Here is a 20,662-nt window from a genome sequence, read left to right on the forward strand (position 1 = left end):
GCGCCTACACTGCGCGCACCGTCCGTTCTTCGCCCGAAGGAGCCCGCATGCGCCCCCGCTGGACCCGCCGTTCGACCTGCATCGCCCTGGCCCTGCCCGCCTGCCTGGCCGCTGGCGCCGCGCTGGCCCAGCCGGCACCCGCCGGCGCCTGGCGCGAAGCCCCGGCCCCCGGCGAGCAGGCACTGGATGCCGCCGCCTTCCAGGGGCCCGATGCCGCGCTGGCCCGCGAGTTCACCGACGTGCAGAGCGCCGTGGTGGTGCTGGACGGGCGCGTGGTGTACTCGTTCTACCGCGACGGCGACGCCGAGAAGCTGCGCGACACGCAGTCCGCGTCCAAAAGCGCGCTGTCGGTGCTGCTGGGCACGGCCCTCGCGCAGGGCCGCATCGCCAGCGTGGACCAGCGCGTGGTGGACCTGGTGCCCGAGTGGGCCGGAGCCCACAGCGACCCGCGCGCGGCCGCCATCACGCTGCGGCACCTGCTCACGCTGACGGCGGGCTTCGCGGTCCGCGACGCCATCGGCACCGCCGCGCCGCTGCGCCCGCGCGATGCCTGGGCACGCCCGCTGGCCAGCGCCCCGGGCCAGGCCTTCGCCTACGACAACTCGGTCGTGCCACTGCTCGTCGCCGTGCTGGAGAAAGCCACGGGCATGCCCCTGGCCGACTACGCGCGCCAGCAGCTGGTGGGCCCCCTGGGCTTCGCCGAGCCGTCGTACCGGCAGGGCCTGCACCTGCGCACGCTCGACATGGCCAAGCTGGGCCAGCTCTACCTGCGGCATGGACGGTGGAACGGCCAGCCGCTGGTGCCCGAGGCGTTCGCCGATGCATCGGTGAAGGCGCAGAACGCGGGCGGCCCGCCGGTGGGCCTGTCGTACGGCTACCTGTGGTGGGTGGTGCCGTCGCCAGCGCCGCGCCCGACCTTCCTGGCCAGCGGCTACGGCGGCCAGTTCATCTGGGTGTATCCGCCCCTGGACCTGGTGGTGGCCACCACCTCCACCGTGTCGCCGGACAGCCACCGGCGCGGCCATGCGCTGCAGTGGATCCGCACGCAGGCGTTCGCGGCGGCCCAGCAGCGCGCGCAGGGCGCGCCGCGCTGACCCGCGAAAGCCGCCCAGGGAATTTCAGGCAAAAAGGCCTTCAGCGCTTATCCATTCAGCGCTGATAGCTATATTTTTAATAGCAAATGTAGACAAATGCGGACGACGGCGCTCAAGGCTGCGGCTTGTTCACGAAAGCCACCACCAGCCCCCGGGCCGTCACGGTGATGGGCCCCGGCTGCAGGCCCAGGCCGTCGAACACGGCCGTGTCCTGCGGGCGCAACTGGTGCAGCACCACCTCGCGCAGCGACTGCTCGGCGAGCACCGGGCCGTAGGCGTTGAGCATCTCGTTCACGGCCGGCTTGAGGCTCGGGAAATCCAGGCGCCCCAGCCGGATCTGGTGGGCACGCACCGTGCGGTCGCCGGCCTCGTAGCGCAACGCGAATTCCACATCGAACGAGCCCGCATGGCTGCGGCGCAGCGCCGGGCCCGTGACCTCCACGGCCATGGTGGCTCCCAGCCGGTTGGCCTCGGGCAGCAGGCGCAGGCGCGGCGCCTGCACGACCAGGTCCACCAGCCCCTGCACCGGCACGCTGCGCGGAAACTTCTGCGCCACGGCCTCCTGCAGCTGCCCGAGCGGCACGGTGTAGCTGGGCTGGGCCCGGGCGGCGCGCAGCCCGGCCAGGGCGGAGGCCCCCCCGGCCAGGCCCCGCAGCGCGGTGCCCAGGAATCTTCTGCGGTGCACCATGCGTGCGCTCCTTTGCTGCGGTGATGGTGGTGGTGGGATCGGCCCCGGGCGGCGCGGGCCCGCAATAATCGGCGCCATGACGCCCCCGCCCGTGCACCATTGCCAGGTTTTTGCCTCGCCCTGGCAAGGTGTGTACTGCACACGCGCCGAAAGTTCCCGCCGCTACGGCAAGCACTGGCACGCAGTCTACGGGCTGGGCCTGCTGGACGACGGCGCGCAAAGCTCGGCCAGCGGGCGCGGGCCGGTGGATGCCTATGCGGGCGACCTCATCACCACCAACCCGGGCGAGGTGCACGACGGGCAGCCGCTGGGCAGCGCATCGCGCCGCTGGCGCATGGTGTACATCGAACCGGCGGTGCTGCAGGCCCTGGCCGACGACGAGGGCGCCGTGGCGGGGCAGGCCGGCATCGCGCTCACGCGCCCCGTGATCCAGGACGCCGCCCTGGCCCGCGCGCTCCACACCCTGGTCGCGCGCATCGCCCTGTGGAATGTGGTGCAGCCGCCGGCGCCGCCCACCGCAGCGATGGCCGGCGCCGTGGACCGCCTGGCCTGCGAGGAGTCGCTGGCCCAGACCTGCGCCCTGCTGCTGCAGCGCCACGCCAGCACGCCCCCGGCAACTGCCCCGCGCACCGCCCACGCCGCGCCCGCGCTCGGGCAGGTGCGCGACTGGCTGGCCGACGCGCCCCTGGCGCCCCCCACGCTCGCGCAGATGGCCGCCTTCGCCGGGCTCAGCCGCTACCAGCTGCTGCGGCGTTTCGCCGGCACCTACGGGCTGCCGCCGCACGCCTGGCTGCTGCAGCAGCGCGCCGAGCGCAGCCGCCACCTGATCGGCCAGGGCGTGGGCCTGGCCGATGCGGCGGCGGCCAGCGGCTTCGCCGACCAGAGCCACATGACGCGCATGTTCACGCGGCAGTTCGGCTTCACGCCGGGCGCGTGGCAGAAGGCCCGGCGCGGCCCGGCGGCGCAATAACGTTCAAGACGCGCCGCGCCAGACGCCGCAGACTGGCCGCTGATTCACCACTTCGGCAGGGTTTCCGGTCATGTCAGATTCATTCAAGGGCCAGCTGCTGTGCAGCCTGGCGATGGTGCTCGTGGGCAGCACGGTGGTGGCCAGCAAGGTCATCGGCCAGGACATCGAACCTTTTCTCGCCACCGTGCTGCGGCACGCGCTGGCGCTGCCCGTGTTCTTTGCGCTGATGCGCTGGCGCGGCCAGCGGCTGCCGCGCGTGGGCCGGCGCGACGCGGTGCTGCTCACGGTGCAGGCGGCCGCAGGGAGCGTGGGATACTCGGTGCTGCTCATCCTGGGCGTCACGCTGTCGAGCGCATCGGACGCGGGCATCGTGGCGGGCACGCTGCCTGCCGCGGCCGCGCTGCTCTCGGCCGTGGTGCTGGGTGAGCGGCCCGCGCTGCGCCTGGTGCTGGCCATCGGGCTGGCCACGCTGGGCGTGATGGCCGTGGCTTTCTCGCCCGGCGGCGGCGGGGCCAGCCCCGCGCGGCTGGCAGGCATCGCGCTGGTGCTGGCCGCCGTGGCCTGCGAGGCGGTCTTCATCCTGGCCCACAAGCGCCTGGCGCGGCCGGTGCCCGCGCTGGCGCTGTCCACCCTCATGTCGGCGGGCGGCCTGCTGCTGTCGGCCCTGCCCGCCGCCTGGCTGGCGTGGCGCGCCGCCACCCCCCTGGCCTTCGGCGCGCCCGCGCTGGCGGGCGTGCTGTACTACGCGTGGGTGCCCACGGTGGGCGGCTTTCTGCTGTGGTACGCCGGCAGCGCGCGCACCAGCGGCGTGCGCGCCTCGCTGGCCACGGTGTGGCTGCCCGTGTCGGCCCTGGTGCTGTCAGTGCTGCTGCTCGGCGAGTCCGTGCGCCCTTGGCAATGGGCGGGCCTGGCCTGCGTGCTGCTGGCCATGGTGCTGGCGGCCAGGGGCGCCCCGGAGCGGGCGACGGCGCGCGGGGAACGGGCCACCCTGCGCGCCTAGCGCCCCACCACCGACCAGCCGGCCTGCTGGTTGGTCTTGTCGTTCTCGTACTCCCACGCGGTTCCGCAGCGGTCGCACACGTAGCGGGTGATGGTGACGGAGCCGTGGTCGCGGTCTTCCTTGCGATTGCCCCGCTGCACCAGTTCGGCATGGCCCGGCGCCTTGCGCCAGTTGCGCTGGATGCCCTGGCAGGGCTCGCACAGCGCCATGGGTTTGAGTTCGTTCTGTCGCGCCAGGTCTTTGGTCATGGGGGGGCAGCCTTGGGGGCCGTGGTGTCGGGGTGGGATTGCATGCTGCGGGGCGGCTACTGTAAGCCACCCGCGCACGCCCGGGCGAAACACGGCGCCCGAACCACTCCCCGCCACAGGCTCGGCAGCGCGCCGGCGCTGGATGGATCGGCACAGCAAGCTATCAAAACAAGAGCTTAATGCGGCCCCAGCAGCTTGGCCATGCGCGCATTGCGCAGCACCACGCCCTGCCGCTCGGCGTGCTGGCGTGCCAGGACCTCGAAGCCGCTGGCGGCGAAGAAGGACTCGGCGGCCAGGCTCACATCGGCATGCAGCCGCGCGATGCCGCGCCGCGCCGCCTGCGCGTGGATGTGCGCCATGAGCGCGCGGGCCACGCCCTGGCCGGCCCAGTCGGGCGCGACGAAGAACTGGTCGACGTACCCCGTGGGCTGCAGGTCGGCAAACCCCGCGATGGCGTTGCCGTCCGCGGCCTGGGCGACGAAGGGCTGGTTGGCCCGCATGCGGGCGGCCCACTGCGCGGCGTCGTGCTGCGGAGGTGCCCAGGCCGCGAGCTGCCCGGGGGTGTAGTGCCTCGCGGCCAGGCCGTGCACCGACGCGTGGAAGACGGCGTGCAGCAGGGCTTCATCGCCGGGGCGAAAGTCGCGGATGAGTATCTCGGGCAGGGGCATGGGCGTGAAGGCGGACGGGGGGCAGAGGCAGGAAAAGCGCGCGATTGTGCCGCACGCCGGGGGCGCTGCGGCCCGACAGGACGCACCGGCGCTGCCTCGGGCTGCGGGGACGTAGGCCGTGGCGCACGGAAGCCCGGGATCACCCACCGCGACGCCCTCCCCGGCGCCCCGATAGCATTGCCCGCATGCCCCGCGCCCCTTCGCCCGCCCTGCACCTGCCCGCAACACCCCCGCCCGGCCCGCCGCTCGTGCGGGCCGCCATCGATTTCGCGGCCCCCGCGCACGAGGTGGCGCGGCGCCTGATCGGCGTGACGCTGCTCGTGGACGGCGTGGGCGGCCGCATCGTGGAGACCGAGGCCTACGACCAGTCGGACCCGGCATCGCACACCTTTGGCGGGCCCACCGCGCGCAACGCCGCCATGTTCGGGCCACCGGGCTGCGCGTACGTGTACCGCTCGTACGGCCTGCACTGGTGCATCAACACCGTGTGCCGCGAGGCCGGGCACGGCGCCGGCGTGCTGCTGCGCGCGCTGGAGCCCACCCACGGCAGCGGCACCATGCAGGCGCGGCGCGGGCTGGAGGACGTGCATCTGCTGTGCGCGGGCCCCGGGCGCCTGGCCCAGGCGCTGGGCATCGATGCCAGCTTCAACGGACGGCCACTGCACCAGCCGCCATTCGCGCTGCTGGAGCCCGATGCGGCCGGCGCCCCCGGCCACCACCCCGTCGGCGTGGTGGCCGGCCCGCGCATCGGCATTTCCAAGGCGGTCGATGTGCCGTGGCGCTTCGGGCTTCGCGGGTCGCGCTACCTGAGCCGCGCGTTTGCCGCTCCGGCGGGCGCTGGCGGGCACGGCCGCCGCTGAAAGGACGCCTCAGCCCGCGGCCATGCGCAGCCTGCGCGCCGCGTCCTCGGCCCGCGCATCGTCGATCTCGCGCAGCACCGCCTGCATGTCCACGTCGGCATGGTCCGGCGCGTAGCGGCCCGTGAGCGGCGTGGCGTTGTCGAGCAGGCCGCCCTGGAACAGGCTCCAGATCTCGGGGCCGTACTGGGTGCTGCGCAGCTCGGGCGCGAACTGGCCGAAGAAGTCGCGCAGGTTGGCCACGTCGCGCAGCAGCATGCGCTGGGCATGGTTGTTGCCGGCGGCGTCCACCGCCTGGGGCAGGTCGATGATGACGGGGCCATCGTGGCCGCCTTCGCCGCCTTCGCCATCAGCGCCGGGCAGGCGCGCCAGCAGGATGTTGAACTCCGACAGGTCGCCGTGCACGACGCCTGCGCACAGCATGCGCACCACCTCGGCCACCAGCGTGGCGTGGTGGGTGCGCGCGTCCTCGGGCGTGAAGCTCACGTCATTCAGGCGCGGGGCCGCGTCGCCGTGGGCGTCGGTCACCAGCTCCATCAGCAGCACGCCGTCGTGAAAGTTGTAGGGCTGCGGCACGCGCACGCCCGCGGCGGCCAGGCGGTACAGCGCATCGACCTCGGCGCTTTGCCAGGCGGCCTCCTGCTCCTGCCGGCCGAACTTGCTGCCCTTGGCCATGGCGCGGGCCGAGCGCGAGTTCTTGACCTTGCGGTTCTCGGTGTAGTCCACCGCCTGGCGGAAGCTGCGGTTGTTGGCCTCTTTGTAGATCTTGGCGCAGCGGGTGTCGTCCCCGCAACGCACCACGTAGACCATGGCCTCCTTGCCGCTCATGAGCTGCCGGACCACGGTGTCGATCAGGCCTTCCTCGATGAGGGACTGGAGTCTGGGGGGTGCTTTCATCGGGCCTGTGCGCTAGAGGGGAAGCGGACCATTGTCGCCGCATGGCCGGTGCACGGCCTTGGCGGGTGGGGGCGGGCGCGGCGGACGCCACGTGCTGAACGACAATCCGGCGGCTGCCCGCCCGTGGGCACGCCATCCCTTCCCCGCCGCGCCCAGCTCCCCGGAGACCTTCCCCATGCCCTTCGCCATTGCGCCCCCAGCCCCTGCCCTGCGCGCCGTCTTGCTCGGGTGCCTGCTGGCCTGTGGGTGCGCCGGGGCCGCGCAGCCGGCGGCGGCGGCCGGGTTCCGCCCGGGCGCGTACGCCGATGCGCTCGGCGGCCCGGCGGTGGTGTGCGTGACCTCGGAGCACATGGCCCGCCTCACGGCCGCCGCCTGGAAGATCGCCCTGCAGCAGCGCGGCGTGGACTGCACGCTCAGCGAGTCCGCCCGGCCGATGCCCGGCCACGAAACCTGGGCGGCCAGCTGCACGGGCCCGGCCCTGGGCGCCAGCGCCCCGCACCGCTACCGGTTCACGGTGCACGCCGACGGCGACCAGCTCGTCATCGACAGCAGCATGGCGGCTTCCGCGGGCCCGCCGATGATGATGACGAAGAAGGCCTTTGCCGGCAGGTACCAGGGGGCGTGCGCGCCCGGCCACCCGCCCCTGGACGTGGAGGCCTACCTGGACGGCATGCACGGCAGCGAAGGCACGCCCGCGCAGGCAGGCGCCCGCAAGGCGGTGGCCCTGGACCTCATCCGCTGCGGCCATGTGTTCAACGGGCTGTCGCTCGGCGTGGCGAAACCCCGGCAGGAAGGCATGCGCGCAGCGGCGGCGGCGATGATCGCGGCCGCCGTGGAGCTGCACCCCGGGGAGGGCGGCTTCCACCTGGAAGCGCTCAGGCAATCCGCGCCCGAGGTGTCCGCCGAGCTGGTGGGGGCGCCCGCGGAGAAGAAGTTTGCGCTGTACCAGTCGTGCAGCCCGTACCTGGAGCCGGAGGGTGTCGCGCGGGCCGTGCAAGGCCGCATGGCGGCGGACGCGGCCGCACGCTAGGCCCGTGATACGCGATGCGCGGCTACAGCGCCCCCGCGTCCCGGGCGCGAAGCGCGGCCAGCCGCTGGTGCACCGCGTCGCCCGCATCCACGGGCCGCTGGTGCTTGGCCTCGAGGTAGTGGGTGGTGAACACGTCCAGGTACGCCTCCAGCGCCTGCGCGGCATGTGCCTCGCCCGCCAGCTCCAGGCACAGGGCGCCGACCTCGGACGTGCAGAAATGGTCCCTGCGCGTGGACCGGCGCAGGTGGTAGCGCGAGAGCTGCTCGGGCTGCAGGCTGAGCACGGGCAGGAGGTCGAGGTACGGGCTCTTGCGGAACATCTTGCGGGCCTCGGGCCAGGTGGCGTCGAGCAGCACGAACAGCGGGCGCTTGCCTTCTGGCATGGCCACCTGCGTGACCACGCGCCCGGGCGCCACGAACTCGCCGGGGAACACCACATACGGCTGCCACTGCGGGTCGGACAGCAGCGCCAGCAGGCCGGGGTGCACCTCGGTGCGGGCCCAGCCAAAGGCAAATGTGTCGGGCACCACGTCGGCGATCAGCCAGCCCGTGTTGCTGGGCTTGAGCGGTTCGATGTCGGCCATCAGCAGGCACATGCCCGCGCGCGTGGGCAGCACGGGCCGCAGCGCGCAGATGCAGTGGCTGGGCACCAGGCGGCAGCCCGCGCAGCGCTCGCCCCTGGGGCCGCCCCGGGCCAGGAAGGGCTTGGCGCTGCGCGCCAGGCGCTCGGCGCGCAGGCGCGCCACCGCGTGCGGCGCGGCGGGGTTCGCGGGGGAATGTGTCACTGCCCGCCCGCCTGTTCCAGGGCAAACAGCGGCACCTGGGCCTGGCGGCTCAGCCACATGCCGCCGCCCAGTTCGATCGCGCCCTCCTGCAGGCCGCGCCGGTACAGCTCGGCCCGGTGGCGGAACAGGCGCGGATCGGTCAGGTCCTCGTCGATGATGTCGCGCTCGTAGTCCTCGCGCGAGACGGCCTCCACGTACAGCGCGCCGCGGCTCAGGCGCCCCAGGTTGTGCAGCGCGGCCTTCAGGTCCGGCGGGCTCAGGTAGGGCAGCACGCCCTGGCAGATGACGAGGTCGAACGGCTCGCCGGCCGCATAGTCCACCACCGAGCCCTGCTGCCATCCGAAGCGCTCGCACAGGTAGGCGCTGAACTCCACGCCCTGGTAGGTGGCCAGCGGGAAATGCCGCGCCACGATGTCCTTCCACAGCCCGATGCCGCAGCCCACGTCCAGCACGCGCTGCACCGGCACGCGCAGGTACTTGAGGTAGCTGCACACGAACGTGCCCAGGCGCTCGACATGGTCCGGGTCCACCACGCTGGTCTTCTTGTCGAAGTAGTAGCGCTGGTAGTAGGCCTCGTCGAAGGTGGTGGCGCTGGCGGATTTCAATGGGGGTCCTTGTGTCTAGGCCGTGGGGGGCCCCCCGCGGCGGCCGGGGGTGTGAAGCGGGCGAGTATCCCCCACCCGGCCGCGCACGGCCCTGGCGCACGGCTGCGTGTAGGCTGTCGCCATGGATTCGCTGATCACCGCCGCCGCACGCGCGCTGGCCGCCGGGGACCCGCTGGGCGCGCTCAAGCGCGTGGCGCTGCGCGACGACCCGCCCGCGCTGGCTCTGCGCGGCATCGCCATGGCCCAGCTGGGTGAGCTGGCCCGCGCGCGCGACCTGCTGCGGCAGGCGGGCCGCGCGTTTGGCGCCCACGAGGCCCGGGCCCGCGCGCGCTGCGCGGTGGCCGAGGCCGAGGTGGCGCTGGCCCTGCGCGACCTGGGCGGCCAGGGCCAGGCACTGCTGGCGGCGGCCGACACGCTGCAGGCCCATGGCGACGCGATCAACGCCCTGCAGGCCCGGCTGGTGGCGGCCCGCAGGCTGATTCTGCTGGGGCGGCTGGCGCAGGCCTCCGCCGCACTCGCAGCCGTCCAGGCGGCGGGCATGCCGGCCCAGCTGCCCGCGCCGCTGGCCGCCGTGGCCGCGCTCACGGCCGCAGAGCTGGCCCTGCGCACCTTGCACATCGACGCCGCAGACGCCGCGCTGCAGCGGGCCGCCGAGGCGGCCGGCCACGCCGGGGTGCCCGCCCTGGTGGCCGAGGTGGCCCACGCCCGCACGCTGCTCCAGCAGCCCGCGGCCCGCCGCCTGGGGCCGGGCACAGAGCACCTGCTGCAGCTGCGGGACGTGGCGGCGCTGCGCGCAGCGGGCGACACACTGGTGGTGGACGCCTGCCGCCACGGCGTGCAGGCGGGCGGCGCGTGGCACCCGCTGGCGCGCCGGCCGGTGCTGTTTGCACTCGTGCGCGCGCTGGCCCAGGCGTGGCCGGGCGACGCGGACCGCGATACGCTGATCGCCGACGTGTTCCGCACGCGCCACCCCGACGAGACCCACCGCGCCCGCCTCCGCGTGGAAATGGGGCGCCTGCGCGCGCTGATGGCACCGCTGGCGGGCGTGGAGGCCACCGCACGCGGCTTCGTGCTGCGCCCCCAGGGGGGCCGCGGGGTGGCCGTGCTCGCGCCGCCGGTCGATGGCGCGCAGGGCGCGCTGCTGGCGCTGCTGTCCGACGGCGCCGCGTGGTCCACATCGGCCCTGGCGCTGGCGCTGGGCGACAGCCAGCGCACCGTGCAGCGCGCGCTGGCCGAGCTGGAGGCCGGCGGCCAGGTGCGCGCCATCGGCCAGGCCCGCGCCCGCCGCTGGCTGGCGGCGCCGCTCGTCGGATTCACGACGATCTTGTTACTCCCCACGGCGCAGCCGATTCCCTAAAGTGGCATCACCAACCGTTGAAGGAGCCCAGCCATGACCGCCATCACCCGCACCCCACAAGCCCCCCGCGACGCAGCCTGCAGCAGCCAGGTGGGCGACACCCCGCCGCCGCACCGGCAGATGCCCATCGCCTCGCGCCAGCCCGCCCAGGTGGTGCGCGAGTACGGACCGTTCGGCGATGCCGGGGCGGTCCATGGCGTGACGCACGACGGCCAGCGCGTGTGGGCCGCGACGGGCGAGCACCTGGTGGCTTTCGACCCCGCCAGCGGCACCACCGCCCGCACGCTCGACGTGGCGTGCGACGCGGGCACGGCCTTCGACGGCACGCACCTCTACCAGATCGCCGAGGCGCGGATCGACAAGATCGACCCTTCCACCGGCCGCGTCCTGGCCACCATCCCCGCGCCGGGCGGCGGCAACGACTCGGGCCTGACCTGGGCCGAAGGCAGCCTGTGGGTGGGCCAGTACCGCGACCGCAAGATCCACCAGATCGACCCCGCCACGGGGGCCATCCGCCGCACCATCGAGTCCGACCGCTTCGTGACCGGCGTGACCTGGGTGGACGGCGAACTGTGGCACGGCACCTGGGAGGGCGACGAAAGCACGCTGCGCCACATCGACCCCGCCAGCGGTGCCGTGCTGCAGCAGCTGGACCTGCCGCAGGGCATGGGCGTGAGCGGGCTCGAGTCCGACGGGGCCGGCCTGTTCTACGCCGGCGGCGGCAGCAGCGGCAAGGTGCGCGCCGTGCGCCGGCCCGGGGCGCCCCGCGCCTGAACGGGGCGGCCGCGCGCCGCGCCCATCGCCGTGCACCCCACGGGCCCTGCACCGGCGCCGCGCCTTCCGCGCGGGCCGCAGGCCGGGGGCAGGTGCGCCTGGCCCGCCCGCGAGCCCATCCTTCTTCTACGCCACCCGCCACCCCATCGAGGAGTCCTCCATGAACGCCCCCACACAACAACATCCCGTGGTCTCCGCCCGCCAATGGCTGGCCCAGCGCCACACCCTGCTGGCCCGCGAGAAGGCGCTGACCCGCCTGCGCGACGAGATCGCCCAGGAGCGCCGCGCGCTGCCCTGGACCCGCGTGGACAAGCGCTACACCTTCGACACGCCCCAGGGTCCGCGCGCCCTGGCCGACCTTTTCGACGGCCGCAGCCAGCTGCTGGTGCAGCATTTCATGTTCGGCCCGGGGTGGGAGCAAGGCTGCCCCAGCTGCTCGTTCATGGCCGACCACCTGGGTGGCATGGAGCTGCACCTGCAGCACCGCGACGTGTCGTTGCTTGCCATCTCGCGCGCGCCGCTGGCCGAGATCGAGCGCTTTCGCGAGCGCATGGGCTGGCGGTTCCGCTGGGTGTCGTCGCACGGCAGCGACTTCAACCACGACTTCGCCGTGAGCTTCACGCCCGAGCAGCGCGCACGGGGGAACGGCGAGGTCTTCTACAACTACGGCATGCAGCCGTTCCCCGCCGAGGAGGCGCCGGGCATCAGCGTGTTTGTGCGCAACGATGCGGGCGAGGTGTTCCACACCTACTCGACCTTCGGGCGCGGCGTCGAGGCCATGATGGGCACCTACCAGCTGCTGGACCTGACGCCGCTGGGGCGCCACGAAACCAACCCGGCATACCCCATGGACTGGGTGCGCCACCACGACCGCTACGCACCCGCCGACGCCGCCCGCACTCCGGCTGCGCAGGCAAGCCAGGCCCACCCGGCACCGGGCGCGTGCTGCGCTGCACGGGGCTGAACACCGCCCCACGGCCATGGACACCCTCTGGCCCTGGCTCGCCACCGCCGCGCTGGGCGCCCTGCATGGGATGAACCCTGCCACGGCCTGGGGACTGGCGGCAGCCTGGGGCCTGCGGACGCGCGACCACGGCATCCCGCTGCGCGCCGTGCTGCCCCTGGCCACCGGGCACCTGGCCTCGGTGGCGCTGGTGGCCGCCACGGCGGTGTGGGGCCTGCCGCTGGCCCGGCCCGTGCTGCTGGCGGTCGCGGGCGGATTGTGCGCGGTGGTGGTGCTGGCCCACCTGCGTGGGCATACTGCGCCGGCCGGCATCCGCAGGCCTGCCGGGCCCGCGGGCCTGGCCCTGTGGTCCTTTGGGACGGCCACCGCCCACGGCGCGGGGCTGATGCTGGTGCCCGCGCTGGCGCCGCTGTGCCTGGGCGGCGGCGCGGCAGGGGGCGGTGCCGCATCCACCCCCTGCTGCTGGCGCTGGCCGCACTGGGCGTTCACACCCTGGCCATGCTGGCGGCCAGCGCTGCCATGGCCGCCGCCGCATGCCGTGGCGTGCAGGGGGCCACACGCTGGCTGCAGCGCCACAAGCGCCGCGCCTGCCGCCCAGTCCGTTGACTACGCCTTTGGGGGGCGGTGCAGCGCGCAGAGCTTGTTGCCGTCCGGGTCGCGCAGGTACGCCAGGTACAGCTTGCCGCCGGGGCCTTCGCGGTAGCCGGGCGGGTCTTCGCAGGTGGTGCCCCCGTGGGCGACACCCGCCGCATGGAACGCATCGGCCTGCTCGGGCGACTGCATGGCAAAGCCGATGGTGCCGCCGTTGGCAAAGGTGGCGGCCTCGCCATTGATGGGGGTGCTGATGCAGAAGGTGCCGGAGGGGCCCCGGTAGAAGTAGCGGTTCTTGTTGGCGACGCCAGGGGGCACACCGATGGTGCCGAGCAGCGCGTCGTAGAACTTTCGGGATACCTCCAGGTCGTTCACACCGACCATCACATGACTGAACATACTTTTTTGTCTCCGCTGGGCCCCGATGGGGCGGTTGATGGGCGAAGGGATGTTACCGGCTGCGCACCCGCGCGCTGTCGCCCAGCAGACCGTGGCGCGGGCAGCGCCTGCGTGGAGTGAGTGGCCTGCACGGCGCGCGGGGCACCACTGCCGGCGAACACGCTGCAGCCTGGCATTTTTCAAGCCAAAATGCCCTGGAGCGCACATTCAATCACCGCCATCAGCTATCAATTAAAGAGCATTCAGCCTCCCGCCATGCCACCCACCGCCCACTTCACCCCCGTCCCCCTCGACAAGGCCTACCGCCTGCTCAACCACGGCCCCACCGTGCTGGTGTCTGCCGCGCACGCCGGCCAGCACAACGTGATGGCGGCCGCCTGGGCCTGCGCGCTGGACTTTTCCCCGCCCAAGGTGACGGTGGTGCTCGACAAGGCCACGCGCACGCGCGAACTGGTGGAGGCCAGCGGCGCCTTCGCGCTGCAGCTGCCCACCGTGCCCATGGCGGCGATGACCGTGGCCATTGGCACCGACAGCGCCAAGACCCACCCCGACAAACTGCGGCAGCACGGCGTGGAGCTGTTCCACGCCCCCGGCCACGCCAATACCCCGCTGGTGCACGGCTGCGCGGCCTGGCTGCTGTGCCGCGCCATCCCCGAGCCGCACAACCAGCAGGCCTACGACCTCTTCATCGGCGAAGTGGTGGCCGCCTGGGCGGACGAGCGCGTGTTCCGCAACGGGCACTGGGAGTTCGACACCGCACCTCAGGCGCTGCGCACGCTGCACTACGTGGCGGGCGGGCAGTTCTATGCGACGGGGGCGTCGGTCGTGGTGTGAAAGGCGCTGTGGCCACCACAGCGCGGCAGGAAGGGCAGTGGGCGCCGCCTCCCGGAGAATCCGGTCCATGCGGAATACCCTAGTGGCTCCGGTTCTTTGACCAGATAATATGCATGCATAGCGAATGCGAAGCCGCTGCGCTGCCGTGCCACGGTCAACCGCAGTCCCGGCGCGCTGCATGTATCCCCGGTTGTAGATGAAACAAGGAAGCTGAAATGAACATGGGTTTTCGAAAGACCGTGCTGGCCGTGGCGAGCGGCGTGGTGGTGTCGGTAGGTGGGGCAGGGGTTGCGCAGGCGCAGTCGCTCACCATCGCGCTGGCGGCCGAACCGACCGCGGCCGATCCGCACTATCACAAGATGACGGCCAACGATGCTTTTTCGGCCCATGTCTATGACTCGCTGGTGGCGCGCAACGCCAAGATGGAGCTGATCCCTTCGCTGGCCACGTCGTGGAAGAACCTGGACGACCTGACCTGGGAGTTCAAGCTGCGCCCCGGCGTCAAGTTCTCGAACGGCCAGCCGTTCACGTCCAAGGACGTGCTGTTCACCATCTGCCGCACGCTGAACAACGAGACCAACGTCTCGGAGTCGTACACCGACACCACCAAGCGCATCACCGACGTGAAGACGCCCGATGACCTGACCGTGATCATCAAGACCGTGGCGCCGCTGCCGCTGCTGCCCGCCGAAATGGCGCGTTCATTGCCGATTCTGTGGAGCGGTATTGCCCAGGGCGGCAAGCTCGCGTTCGCACCCAAGACGGGCTGCGGCGTGACCGGCGCCTGGCCGACCGTGACCGATTTCAATACCGGCAAGACCGCCATCGGCACCGGCCCGTTCCTGATGAAGTCCTACGTCAAGGGCACCGGCATCCAGCTGGAGCGCAACGAAGCCTATTGGGGCGAGAAGCCCCACTGGAAGACGGTGAAGATGGTGCCGGTGCCCAGCGCCGGCCCGCGCCTGACGGGCCTGCTGTCGGGTGACTACGACGTGATCGAGAACCCCGCCGCGCGCGACCTGACGCGTGTGAAGGACAACGCCAAGTTCGACTTCGTCGCCACGCCATCGACGCGCCTCGTGTTCCTGCAGCCCGACATCGGCCGCAACCCCAGCCCCCTGGTGAAGGCCGCCGACGGCAAGAACCCGCTGCAGGATGTGCGCGTGCGCCGGGCCATGAACATGGCCATCGACCGCAAGGCCATCGTGCAGCGCATCATGGACGGCATGGCCACGCCCGCCTACCAGTACATGCCCGACGGCATGTTCGGCGCGCTGCCCCAGGCCCCCGAGATCAAGTTCGATCCCGAAGGCGCCAAGAAGCTGCTGGCCGAAGCCGGTTACCCCAACGGCTTCGAGCTGACGCTGTCATCCACCAACGACCGCTACGTGAACGACGCCCAGGTGGCCCAGTCGGTGGCGCAGTACTTCACGCGCATCGGCATCAAGACCAACGTGGATGCGATGACCGCGTCGATCTACTTCCCCAAGCGTGCCAAGCGCGAATTCAGCCTGCCCATGGGCGGCTGGCCCGCGGAAACGGGCGAGGCGTCGGCGCTGTTCCAGCTGTGGGTGGCATCGCTGGATGCGCCCAAGGGCCAGGGCACCAGCAACTACGGCGCCAACTACAACCCCGAGTTCGACAAGCTGTACCTGCCGGCCGCCGACACGGTGGACCCCGCCAAGCGCAAGGCCGGCCTGGAAGCCGCCACCAAGTTCGCCCTGGACAACGTGGCGCTGATCCCGCTGCACTTCGAGAGCAGCATCTGGGCCTTCAAGAAGGGCCTGAGCTACGAAGGCCGCCGCGACCAGTACACGCTGGCCACCTCGGTCAAGGCCAAGTAAGCCACTGCCGGCCAGTGGACGGATACGGGGTGCGCTTGCGCACTCCGTATTTTTATTTGCCACGCCGCGTTGTCGCAGGCCCGCCATGTCCAGGCCCCCACGCCTTGGCCTTTGCAACGCCACCGTGGCGCGGCTTCCATCCATTTCGCAAGGGGGTGCCTGAGTGCTCGTCTTCATCCTGCGAAGGTTCATGCAGAGCCTTCTTGTCCTCCTAGCGGTGTCGCTGGTGGTGTTCTTTGCGGTGTATGCCGTGGGCGACCCCATCGAACTGCTGGTCAACGCCGAGGCCAGCGAGGCCGACCGCCTGGCGATGATCAAGCGCCTGGGCCTCGACCTGCCCATCTGGCAGCAGTACACGAGCTTTCTGTTTCGCGCGCTCAAGGGCGACCTGGGCACCTCGTTCGTGCACGGGATTCCGGCCATCGAACTGATCGTGCAGCGCATTCCGGCCACGCTGGAGCTGGTGCTGGTGGCGATCACGCTGACCATCGTGGTCGGCATTCCGCTGGGCCTGGTCGCCGGCCTCAAGAATGACAAGCCCACGGGGCGGGGGCTGATGGCGGGCTCGGTGCTGGGTTTTTCGCTGCCCAACTTCTGGCAGGGCATGGTGCTGATCCTGTGTTTCGCCGTGTGGCTGCAGTGGCTGCCCGCCGCGGGGCGTGGTGACACGGTGGCGGTGTTCGGCGTGCCGCTGTCGTTGCTGACGGCGGATGGCTGGTCGCATGTGATGCTGCCGGCCGTGAACCTGGCGCTGGCCAATATCGCGCTGGTGCTGCGCCTGACGGCGACGGGCGTGGTGGACGCCAAGACACAGGAGTACGTGAAATTCGCCCGCGCCAAGGGCCTGACGCCGCGCCGCATCCTCACGCGCCACATCCTGCGCAACATCCTGATCCCGGTGGTCACGGTGATCGGCATGGAGTTTGGCTCGCTGATTGCCTACTCCACCATCACCGAGACCGTGTTTGCCTGGCCCGGCATGGGCAAGCTGCTGATCGACAGCATCTACCAGCTCGACCGCCCCGTGGTCGTGGCGTACGTGATGCTGGTGACCTTCATCTTCGTGATGATCAACATGCTGGTGGACATGCTGTATGCGGCGCTGGACCCGCGCGTGCAGCTGCAAGAGTCCGAATAGGAAAGCGGGCACAAGCGATTTATGCAAACTCCAGAATCCCCCCCCACTCCCCACGCCCCGTTGACGGAAACGCCGCGCCGCCGGGCCATCCTCAAGCAATTGCGCAGCCGCCCGTCCCTCAGGGGCTCGGCGATTTCGCTGGTCGTGCTGCTGCTGGTGGTGATGCTGGCGCCGTTCCTGGCGCCGCAGAACCCCTATGACCTGGCCGCCCTGGACCTGATGGACGGGCGCCTGCCGCCGGGCTCGGCCAGCATGGACGGCTTCCACTACTGGCTGGGCACCGACAGCCAGGGCCGCGACATGCTCAGCGCCATCCTGTATGGCCTGCGCATCAGCCTGACCGTGGGCCTGGCCGCGGTGGCGCTGGCCACCGTGATCGGCAGCCTGATCGGCCTGCTCGCGGCCTACGTGGGCGGCCTGGTCGACACCGTGCTGATGCGCATCGTGGACTTCATCCTGGGCTTTCCGACCATCCTGGTGGCGCTGGTGCTGCTGGCGATGCTGGGGCGCGGCGTGGACAAGGTCGTGATCGCCATCGTGATGGTGCAGTGGGCGCACTACGCGCGCATCATGCGCAGCCGCGCGCTGCAGGAGCGCCGCAAGGAATACATCGAGGCGGCACAGAACCTGGGCTTTCCGGCCTGGCGCATCATGCTGCGCCACCTGCTGCCCAACTGCCTGGGCCCGGTGATGGTGTTTGCCACCATCCAGATCGCCAACGCCATCGTGCTGGAAGCCACGCTGTCGTTCCTGGGCGTGGGCGTGCCCATCACCGAGCCATCCCTGGGCCTGCTCATCGCGAACGGCTTCCAGTACCTGCTGTCTGGCGACTACTGGATCAGCATGTTCCCCGGCCTGGCCCTGCTGGCCCTCATCCTGGCGATCAACGTGATCGCCGACCGCCTGCGCGCCGCGCTGGACCCGAGAAGCCCATGACAACCCCTTTGCTTGCAGTGCGTGGCCTGCACACCGTTTTTCACACCGAGGAAGGCGCCTGGCCCGCCGTCAGCGGGATCGACCTGTCCATCGGGACTGGCGAGATCCTGGGCCTGGTCGGCGAATCCGGCTCGGGCAAGTCGGTCACCGGCTTTTCCATCTTCGGCCTGATCGACCCTCCCGGCGAGGTGATCGCCGGCGAGGTGCTGTTCAAGGGCCGGAACCTGCGCGACCTGAGCGAGGAGCAGATGCGCCAGCTGCGCGGCGACCGCATCGCGATGATCTTCCAGGACCCTCTGATGACGTTGAACCCGGTGCTGCGCATCGAGGAGCAGATGCTCGAGGCCATCCAGACCCATGCCAGCGTGCCGCGCACCCAGGCGCTCCAGCGCTGCGTGGAGGCGCTGGAGATGGTGGGCATCCCCGCCCCGGCTTCGCGCCTGCGCAACTACCCGCACGAGTTCTCGGGCGGCATGCGCCAGCGCGTGGCGATCGCCATCGCCATGCTCAACAAGCCCGAGCTGATCATCTGCGACGAGCCCACCACGGCGCTCGATGTGACGATTCAGGGCCAGATCCTGTACCGCATGCAGGAGATCTGCCGCACGCACGGCACGGCGCTCATCTGGATCACCCACGACCTTGGCGTGATCGCCGAGCTGGCCGACAAGGTCGCGGTGATGTACGCGGGCAAGATCGTCGAGTCCGGCCCGGTGGATGAGGTGCTGGATGCCCCGGTGCACCCGTACACCCGTGGCCTGCTCGATTCGCTGCCCGGCGCCGCCCTGCCCGGCGGACGCCTGCGGCAGATCAGCGGCATGGCGCCGATGCTGGGCAACCGCCCCGCCGGCTGCGCCTTTGCGCCGCGCTGCGCGCACGCCCTGGCGCAATGCGCCACGGGCGAACCGGAGAACACCACGGTGAATGGGCGTACCTACCGCTGCTTTGCCCCCCTCGTTGCCCTGGACCCTGCCGCATGAGCCACACCGCACCACCTCCCGTCATCGAATTGCGCAATGTGTACAAGCGCTTTGTCAAAAGGCAGGACCTGATCGGGCGCGTGTTCGAGCTGGCCGGCAAGAAGCCCGAGCCGCGCACCGTGCATGCCGTCAACGGCGTGAGCCTGGCGATTGCGCAGGGCGAGGTGCTGGGCCTCGTGGGGGAGTCCGGCTGCGGCAAGTCCACGCTTGGCCGCATCGTCGCCGGCCTGCACCGCCAGACCGAAGGCGAACTGCTGTACCAGGGCGCCGCCGTGGACGGCCTGGACCGGGCCGCCAGACTGGCCTACACACTGGGCGTGCAGATGGTGTTTCAGGACCCCCAGGCCTCGCTCAATCCGCGCCAGCGGCTGCACCAGATCCTGGGCGAGGCGCTGCACGTGCACAAACTCGCGCCCGCCGGCGAAATACCGGCACGCGTCGACAGGGCGCTGGCCGAAGTGGGCCTGGCCGCCGAGTACCGCACCCGCCTGCCGCACCAGCTCTCGGGCGGGCAGCGCCAGCGCGTGGGCATTGCCCGGGCGCTGATGGTGTCGCCCCGCTTCCTGGTCTGCGATGAGCCGGTCGCGGCGCTGGACGTGTCGATCCAGGCGCAGGTGATCAACCTGTTCATGGACCTGCGTGCCCAGCACGGCCTGACCTCCCTCTTCATCAGCCATGACCTCGGTGTGGTGCGCCACATCTCGGACCGCGTGGCCATCATGTACCTGGGCAAGATCGTCGAGATCTCGACCACGGCCGAGATTTTTGCGCGCGCCAACCATCCATACACCCAGGCGCTGATGGCCGAGGTGCCGAACCTGGAGCGGCGCAAGCGCGTGTTCGTGCCGATCCAGGGGGAGATTCCCTCGCCACTGAAACCGCCACCGGGCTGCACCTTCCACCCGCGCTGCCCGCACGCCATGGCCCGCTGCCGCGAGGAAGCACCGGCGCTCGAAGCCATCGCCCCCGGCCATTGGTCGGCCTGCCACCTGAACACCGCAGCGGCCTGACAACGGCAATGTCGCCCCGCCTGCTGCCCTGCCCCATTTCTTGCCTATGCCCAACGAACTTCCTCTGCAATCGCTGCGCGACGCCGTGCAGCGGGTGGGCCGCCACGCGGTGGACTACAGCAACAGCCCCCTGCCCGGTGGCCGCTCCATCACGCTGAACACCTACCGGCCCGCACACGCCACGGACCACAGCCCCATCGTGCTGGTGCAGCACGGCGTGATGCGCAACGGCGACGACTACCGCGACTTCTGGATGCCCGCCGCCGACGAGCATGGCCTGGTCATCATCGCGCCCACGTTCTCGAACGCGCAGTGGCCCGACGTGGTGAGCTACAACAACGGCAACCTGCTGGCCACCGCCGACCGCGAAGCCCACGCCGACACGGCTCCGGCGAACCCACCCGGGCACTGGTCGTACACCGTCGTGACGCGGCTGGTCGATGAGCTCAAGGCATCGGGCGTGTTGACCACGCAGCCGCTGTACCTGTTCGGCCACTCCGCCGGCGGGCAGTTCGTGCACCGGCTGATGAGCGTGCTCACGCCCGGCACCTTTGCCGGTGTGGCCGCGGGCAACCCCGGCTGGTACACGCTGCCGCTGCTGGAGCTGCCGTTCCCCGAAGGCCTGGCCGGCACCCCCGCGGACACCGGCAGCCTGGCGCGCCTGTTCGCCTACCCGTTGACCATCCTGGCGGGCGACCAGGACATCGCCACGGCCGACGTGCACTTGCCGTCCGAACCGGCGGCACTGCGCCAGGGCCCGCACCGCTATGCCCGCGCGTTGAACTACTACGCCACCGCCCGGGCCGAGGCCGCGCGCCGCGGCCTGCCGCTGGCTTGGCAGCTGCACACCGTGGCGGGCATTGGCCACGATGGCAAGGCCATGTCGGCCGTCTGCGCGCACCTCTGGTTCCACGGCCACCTCCCCGACGCTGCACAACTGGCCCGGCTGGCCGGCGAGCACACGGCCTGACGCCCGCCGCCTGCACCTCCTCGA

23 protein-coding genes are annotated in these 20,662 nt (G+C 71.5%); 16 read left to right on the forward strand and 7 right to left on the reverse strand.

The genetic code is table 11. The features are described from left to right. Window positions 1-47: 47 nt before the first annotated feature. The gene (locus AC1RVY_RS11005) at window positions 48-1,094 is read left to right on the forward strand and encodes a serine hydrolase domain-containing protein (protein ID WP_492806610.1); all 1,047 of its coding nucleotides are present in this window, start codon (window positions 48-50) and stop codon (window positions 1,092-1,094) included. A gap of 112 nt (window positions 1,095-1,206) precedes the next feature. On the opposite strand, the gene AC1RVY_RS11010 is transcribed toward AC1RVY_RS11005, so the two are convergent. Continuing rightward, window positions 1,207-1,782 (reverse strand): DUF1439 domain-containing protein, encoded by a 576-nt coding sequence (locus AC1RVY_RS11010; protein ID WP_492806611.1) that lies wholly within the window; start codon window positions 1,780-1,782, stop codon window positions 1,207-1,209. Between the two features lie 76 nt (window positions 1,783-1,858). On the opposite strand from AC1RVY_RS11010, the gene AC1RVY_RS11015 reads away from it, so the two are divergent. Beyond that, window positions 1,859-2,752 (forward strand): AraC family transcriptional regulator, encoded by an 894-nt coding sequence (locus AC1RVY_RS11015; protein WP_369643688.1) that lies wholly within the window; start codon window positions 1,859-1,861, stop codon window positions 2,750-2,752. A 70-nt stretch (window positions 2,753-2,822) separates the two neighbouring features. Then, complete coding sequence (locus AC1RVY_RS11020; protein ID WP_492806612.1) at window positions 2,823-3,752, forward strand: DMT family transporter; 930 nt, start codon at window positions 2,823-2,825, stop codon at window positions 3,750-3,752. Here the strand turns inward: AC1RVY_RS11020 and AC1RVY_RS11025 are convergent. Both AC1RVY_RS11025 and AC1RVY_RS11030 read right to left on the reverse strand, forming a co-directional pair. Continuing rightward, on the reverse strand, window positions 3,749-4,000 hold the full coding sequence (locus AC1RVY_RS11025) for a hypothetical protein (protein ID WP_218298083.1): 252 nt from the start codon (window positions 3,998-4,000) through the stop codon (window positions 3,749-3,751). The genes AC1RVY_RS11020 and AC1RVY_RS11025 overlap by 4 nt on opposite strands. Before the next feature lie 176 nt (window positions 4,001-4,176). Next, entirely contained in the window at window positions 4,177-4,668 is a 492-nt protein-coding gene (locus AC1RVY_RS11030; protein ID WP_492806613.1) for a GNAT family N-acetyltransferase, read from the reverse strand. Window positions 4,669-4,853: 185 nt separating this feature from the next. Here AC1RVY_RS11030 and AC1RVY_RS11035 point away from each other — a divergent pair, with 185 nt between their 5' ends. After that, on the forward strand, window positions 4,854-5,528 hold the full coding sequence (locus AC1RVY_RS11035; protein ID WP_492806614.1) for a DNA-3-methyladenine glycosylase: 675 nt from the start codon (window positions 4,854-4,856) through the stop codon (window positions 5,526-5,528). 9 nt (window positions 5,529-5,537) lie between these two features. Here the strand turns inward: AC1RVY_RS11035 and AC1RVY_RS11040 are convergent, their stop codons facing one another. Next, on the reverse strand, window positions 5,538-6,422 hold the full coding sequence (locus AC1RVY_RS11040; RefSeq protein ID WP_492806615.1) for a PA4780 family RIO1-like protein kinase: 885 nt from the start codon (window positions 6,420-6,422) through the stop codon (window positions 5,538-5,540). A gap of 175 nt (window positions 6,423-6,597) precedes the next feature. Between AC1RVY_RS11040 and AC1RVY_RS11045 the strand changes: the two genes are divergently transcribed. Continuing rightward, the gene (locus AC1RVY_RS11045; RefSeq protein ID WP_492806616.1) at window positions 6,598-7,452 is read left to right on the forward strand and encodes a DUF3617 domain-containing protein; all 855 of its coding nucleotides are present in this window, start codon (window positions 6,598-6,600) and stop codon (window positions 7,450-7,452) included. A 22-nt stretch (window positions 7,453-7,474) separates the two neighbouring features. Here AC1RVY_RS11045 and AC1RVY_RS11050 read toward each other — a convergent pair whose 3' ends face one another. Further along, window positions 7,475-8,236, reverse strand: coding sequence for a tRNA-uridine aminocarboxypropyltransferase (locus AC1RVY_RS11050; RefSeq protein ID WP_218298087.1), 762 nt, complete (start codon window positions 8,234-8,236; stop codon window positions 7,475-7,477). After that, on the reverse strand, window positions 8,233-8,841 hold the full coding sequence (locus tag AC1RVY_RS11055; RefSeq protein ID WP_369643692.1) for a class I SAM-dependent methyltransferase: 609 nt from the start codon (window positions 8,839-8,841) through the stop codon (window positions 8,233-8,235). The genes AC1RVY_RS11050 and AC1RVY_RS11055 overlap by 4 nt, the downstream gene beginning before the upstream one ends. 121 nt (window positions 8,842-8,962) lie before the next feature. Here AC1RVY_RS11055 and AC1RVY_RS11060 point away from each other — a divergent pair, with 121 nt between their 5' ends. The 4 genes from AC1RVY_RS11060 to AC1RVY_RS11075 all read left to right on the forward strand — a co-directional run bounded on the left by AC1RVY_RS11060 (window position 8,963) and on the right by AC1RVY_RS11075 (window position 12,639). Beyond that, complete coding sequence (locus AC1RVY_RS11060; protein WP_369643693.1) at window positions 8,963-10,198, forward strand: helix-turn-helix domain-containing protein; 1,236 nt, start codon at window positions 8,963-8,965, stop codon at window positions 10,196-10,198. Between the two features lie 120 nt (window positions 10,199-10,318). Beyond that, the gene (locus AC1RVY_RS11065) at window positions 10,319-10,972 is read left to right on the forward strand and encodes a Vgb family protein (RefSeq protein ID WP_218339512.1); all 654 of its coding nucleotides are present in this window, start codon (window positions 10,319-10,321) and stop codon (window positions 10,970-10,972) included. Window positions 10,973-11,132: 160 nt separating this feature from the next. Then, on the forward strand, window positions 11,133-11,936 hold the full coding sequence (locus tag AC1RVY_RS11070; RefSeq protein WP_492806617.1) for a DUF899 domain-containing protein: 804 nt from the start codon (window positions 11,133-11,135) through the stop codon (window positions 11,934-11,936). Between the two features lie 16 nt (window positions 11,937-11,952). Then, window positions 11,953-12,639, forward strand: coding sequence for a hypothetical protein (locus tag AC1RVY_RS11075; protein WP_492806618.1), 687 nt, complete (start codon window positions 11,953-11,955; stop codon window positions 12,637-12,639). Here AC1RVY_RS11075 and AC1RVY_RS11080 read toward each other — a convergent pair. After that, window positions 12,543-12,926, reverse strand: coding sequence for a VOC family protein (locus tag AC1RVY_RS11080; RefSeq protein ID WP_218297200.1), 384 nt, complete (start codon window positions 12,924-12,926; stop codon window positions 12,543-12,545). The genes AC1RVY_RS11075 and AC1RVY_RS11080 overlap by 97 nt on opposite strands. Window positions 12,927-13,181: 255 nt before the next feature. Here AC1RVY_RS11080 and AC1RVY_RS11085 point away from each other — a divergent pair, with 255 nt between their 5' ends. The 7 genes from AC1RVY_RS11085 to AC1RVY_RS11115 all read left to right on the forward strand — a co-directional run bounded on the left by AC1RVY_RS11085 (window position 13,182) and on the right by AC1RVY_RS11115 (window position 20,638). After that, window positions 13,182-13,760 (forward strand): flavin reductase family protein, encoded by a 579-nt coding sequence (locus AC1RVY_RS11085; protein ID WP_218339474.1) that lies wholly within the window; start codon window positions 13,182-13,184, stop codon window positions 13,758-13,760. Window positions 13,761-13,981: 221 nt separating this feature from the next. Further along, window positions 13,982-15,604: an ABC transporter substrate-binding protein gene (locus tag AC1RVY_RS11090; protein WP_218339511.1), complete on the forward strand. Its 1,623-nt coding sequence runs from the start codon at window positions 13,982-13,984 to the stop codon at window positions 15,602-15,604. Between the two features lie 163 nt (window positions 15,605-15,767). Further along, window positions 15,768-16,742: an ABC transporter permease gene (locus AC1RVY_RS11095; RefSeq protein WP_492806619.1), complete on the forward strand. Its 975-nt coding sequence runs from the start codon at window positions 15,768-15,770 to the stop codon at window positions 16,740-16,742. A 21-nt stretch (window positions 16,743-16,763) separates the two neighbouring features. Continuing rightward, on the forward strand, window positions 16,764-17,678 hold the full coding sequence (locus AC1RVY_RS11100) for an ABC transporter permease (RefSeq protein ID WP_218297197.1): 915 nt from the start codon (window positions 16,764-16,766) through the stop codon (window positions 17,676-17,678). Further along, the gene (locus AC1RVY_RS11105; RefSeq protein WP_492806620.1) at window positions 17,675-18,658 is read left to right on the forward strand and encodes an ABC transporter ATP-binding protein; all 984 of its coding nucleotides are present in this window, start codon (window positions 17,675-17,677) and stop codon (window positions 18,656-18,658) included. The genes AC1RVY_RS11100 and AC1RVY_RS11105 overlap by 4 nt, the downstream gene beginning before the upstream one ends. Next, window positions 18,655-19,668, forward strand: coding sequence for an ABC transporter ATP-binding protein (locus tag AC1RVY_RS11110; protein WP_218339471.1), 1,014 nt, complete (start codon window positions 18,655-18,657; stop codon window positions 19,666-19,668). Before AC1RVY_RS11105 ends, AC1RVY_RS11110 begins: the two co-directional genes overlap by 4 nt. A gap of 46 nt (window positions 19,669-19,714) precedes the next feature. Then, a complete protein-coding gene (locus tag AC1RVY_RS11115) occupies window positions 19,715-20,638 on the forward strand; it encodes an alpha/beta hydrolase family protein (RefSeq protein WP_492806621.1) in 924 nt (307 codons plus the stop codon). The last annotated feature ends 24 nt before the right edge of the window (window positions 20,639-20,662 follow it).

It is taken from the genome of Acidovorax sp. GW821-FHT11A03 (assembly GCF_058809075.1).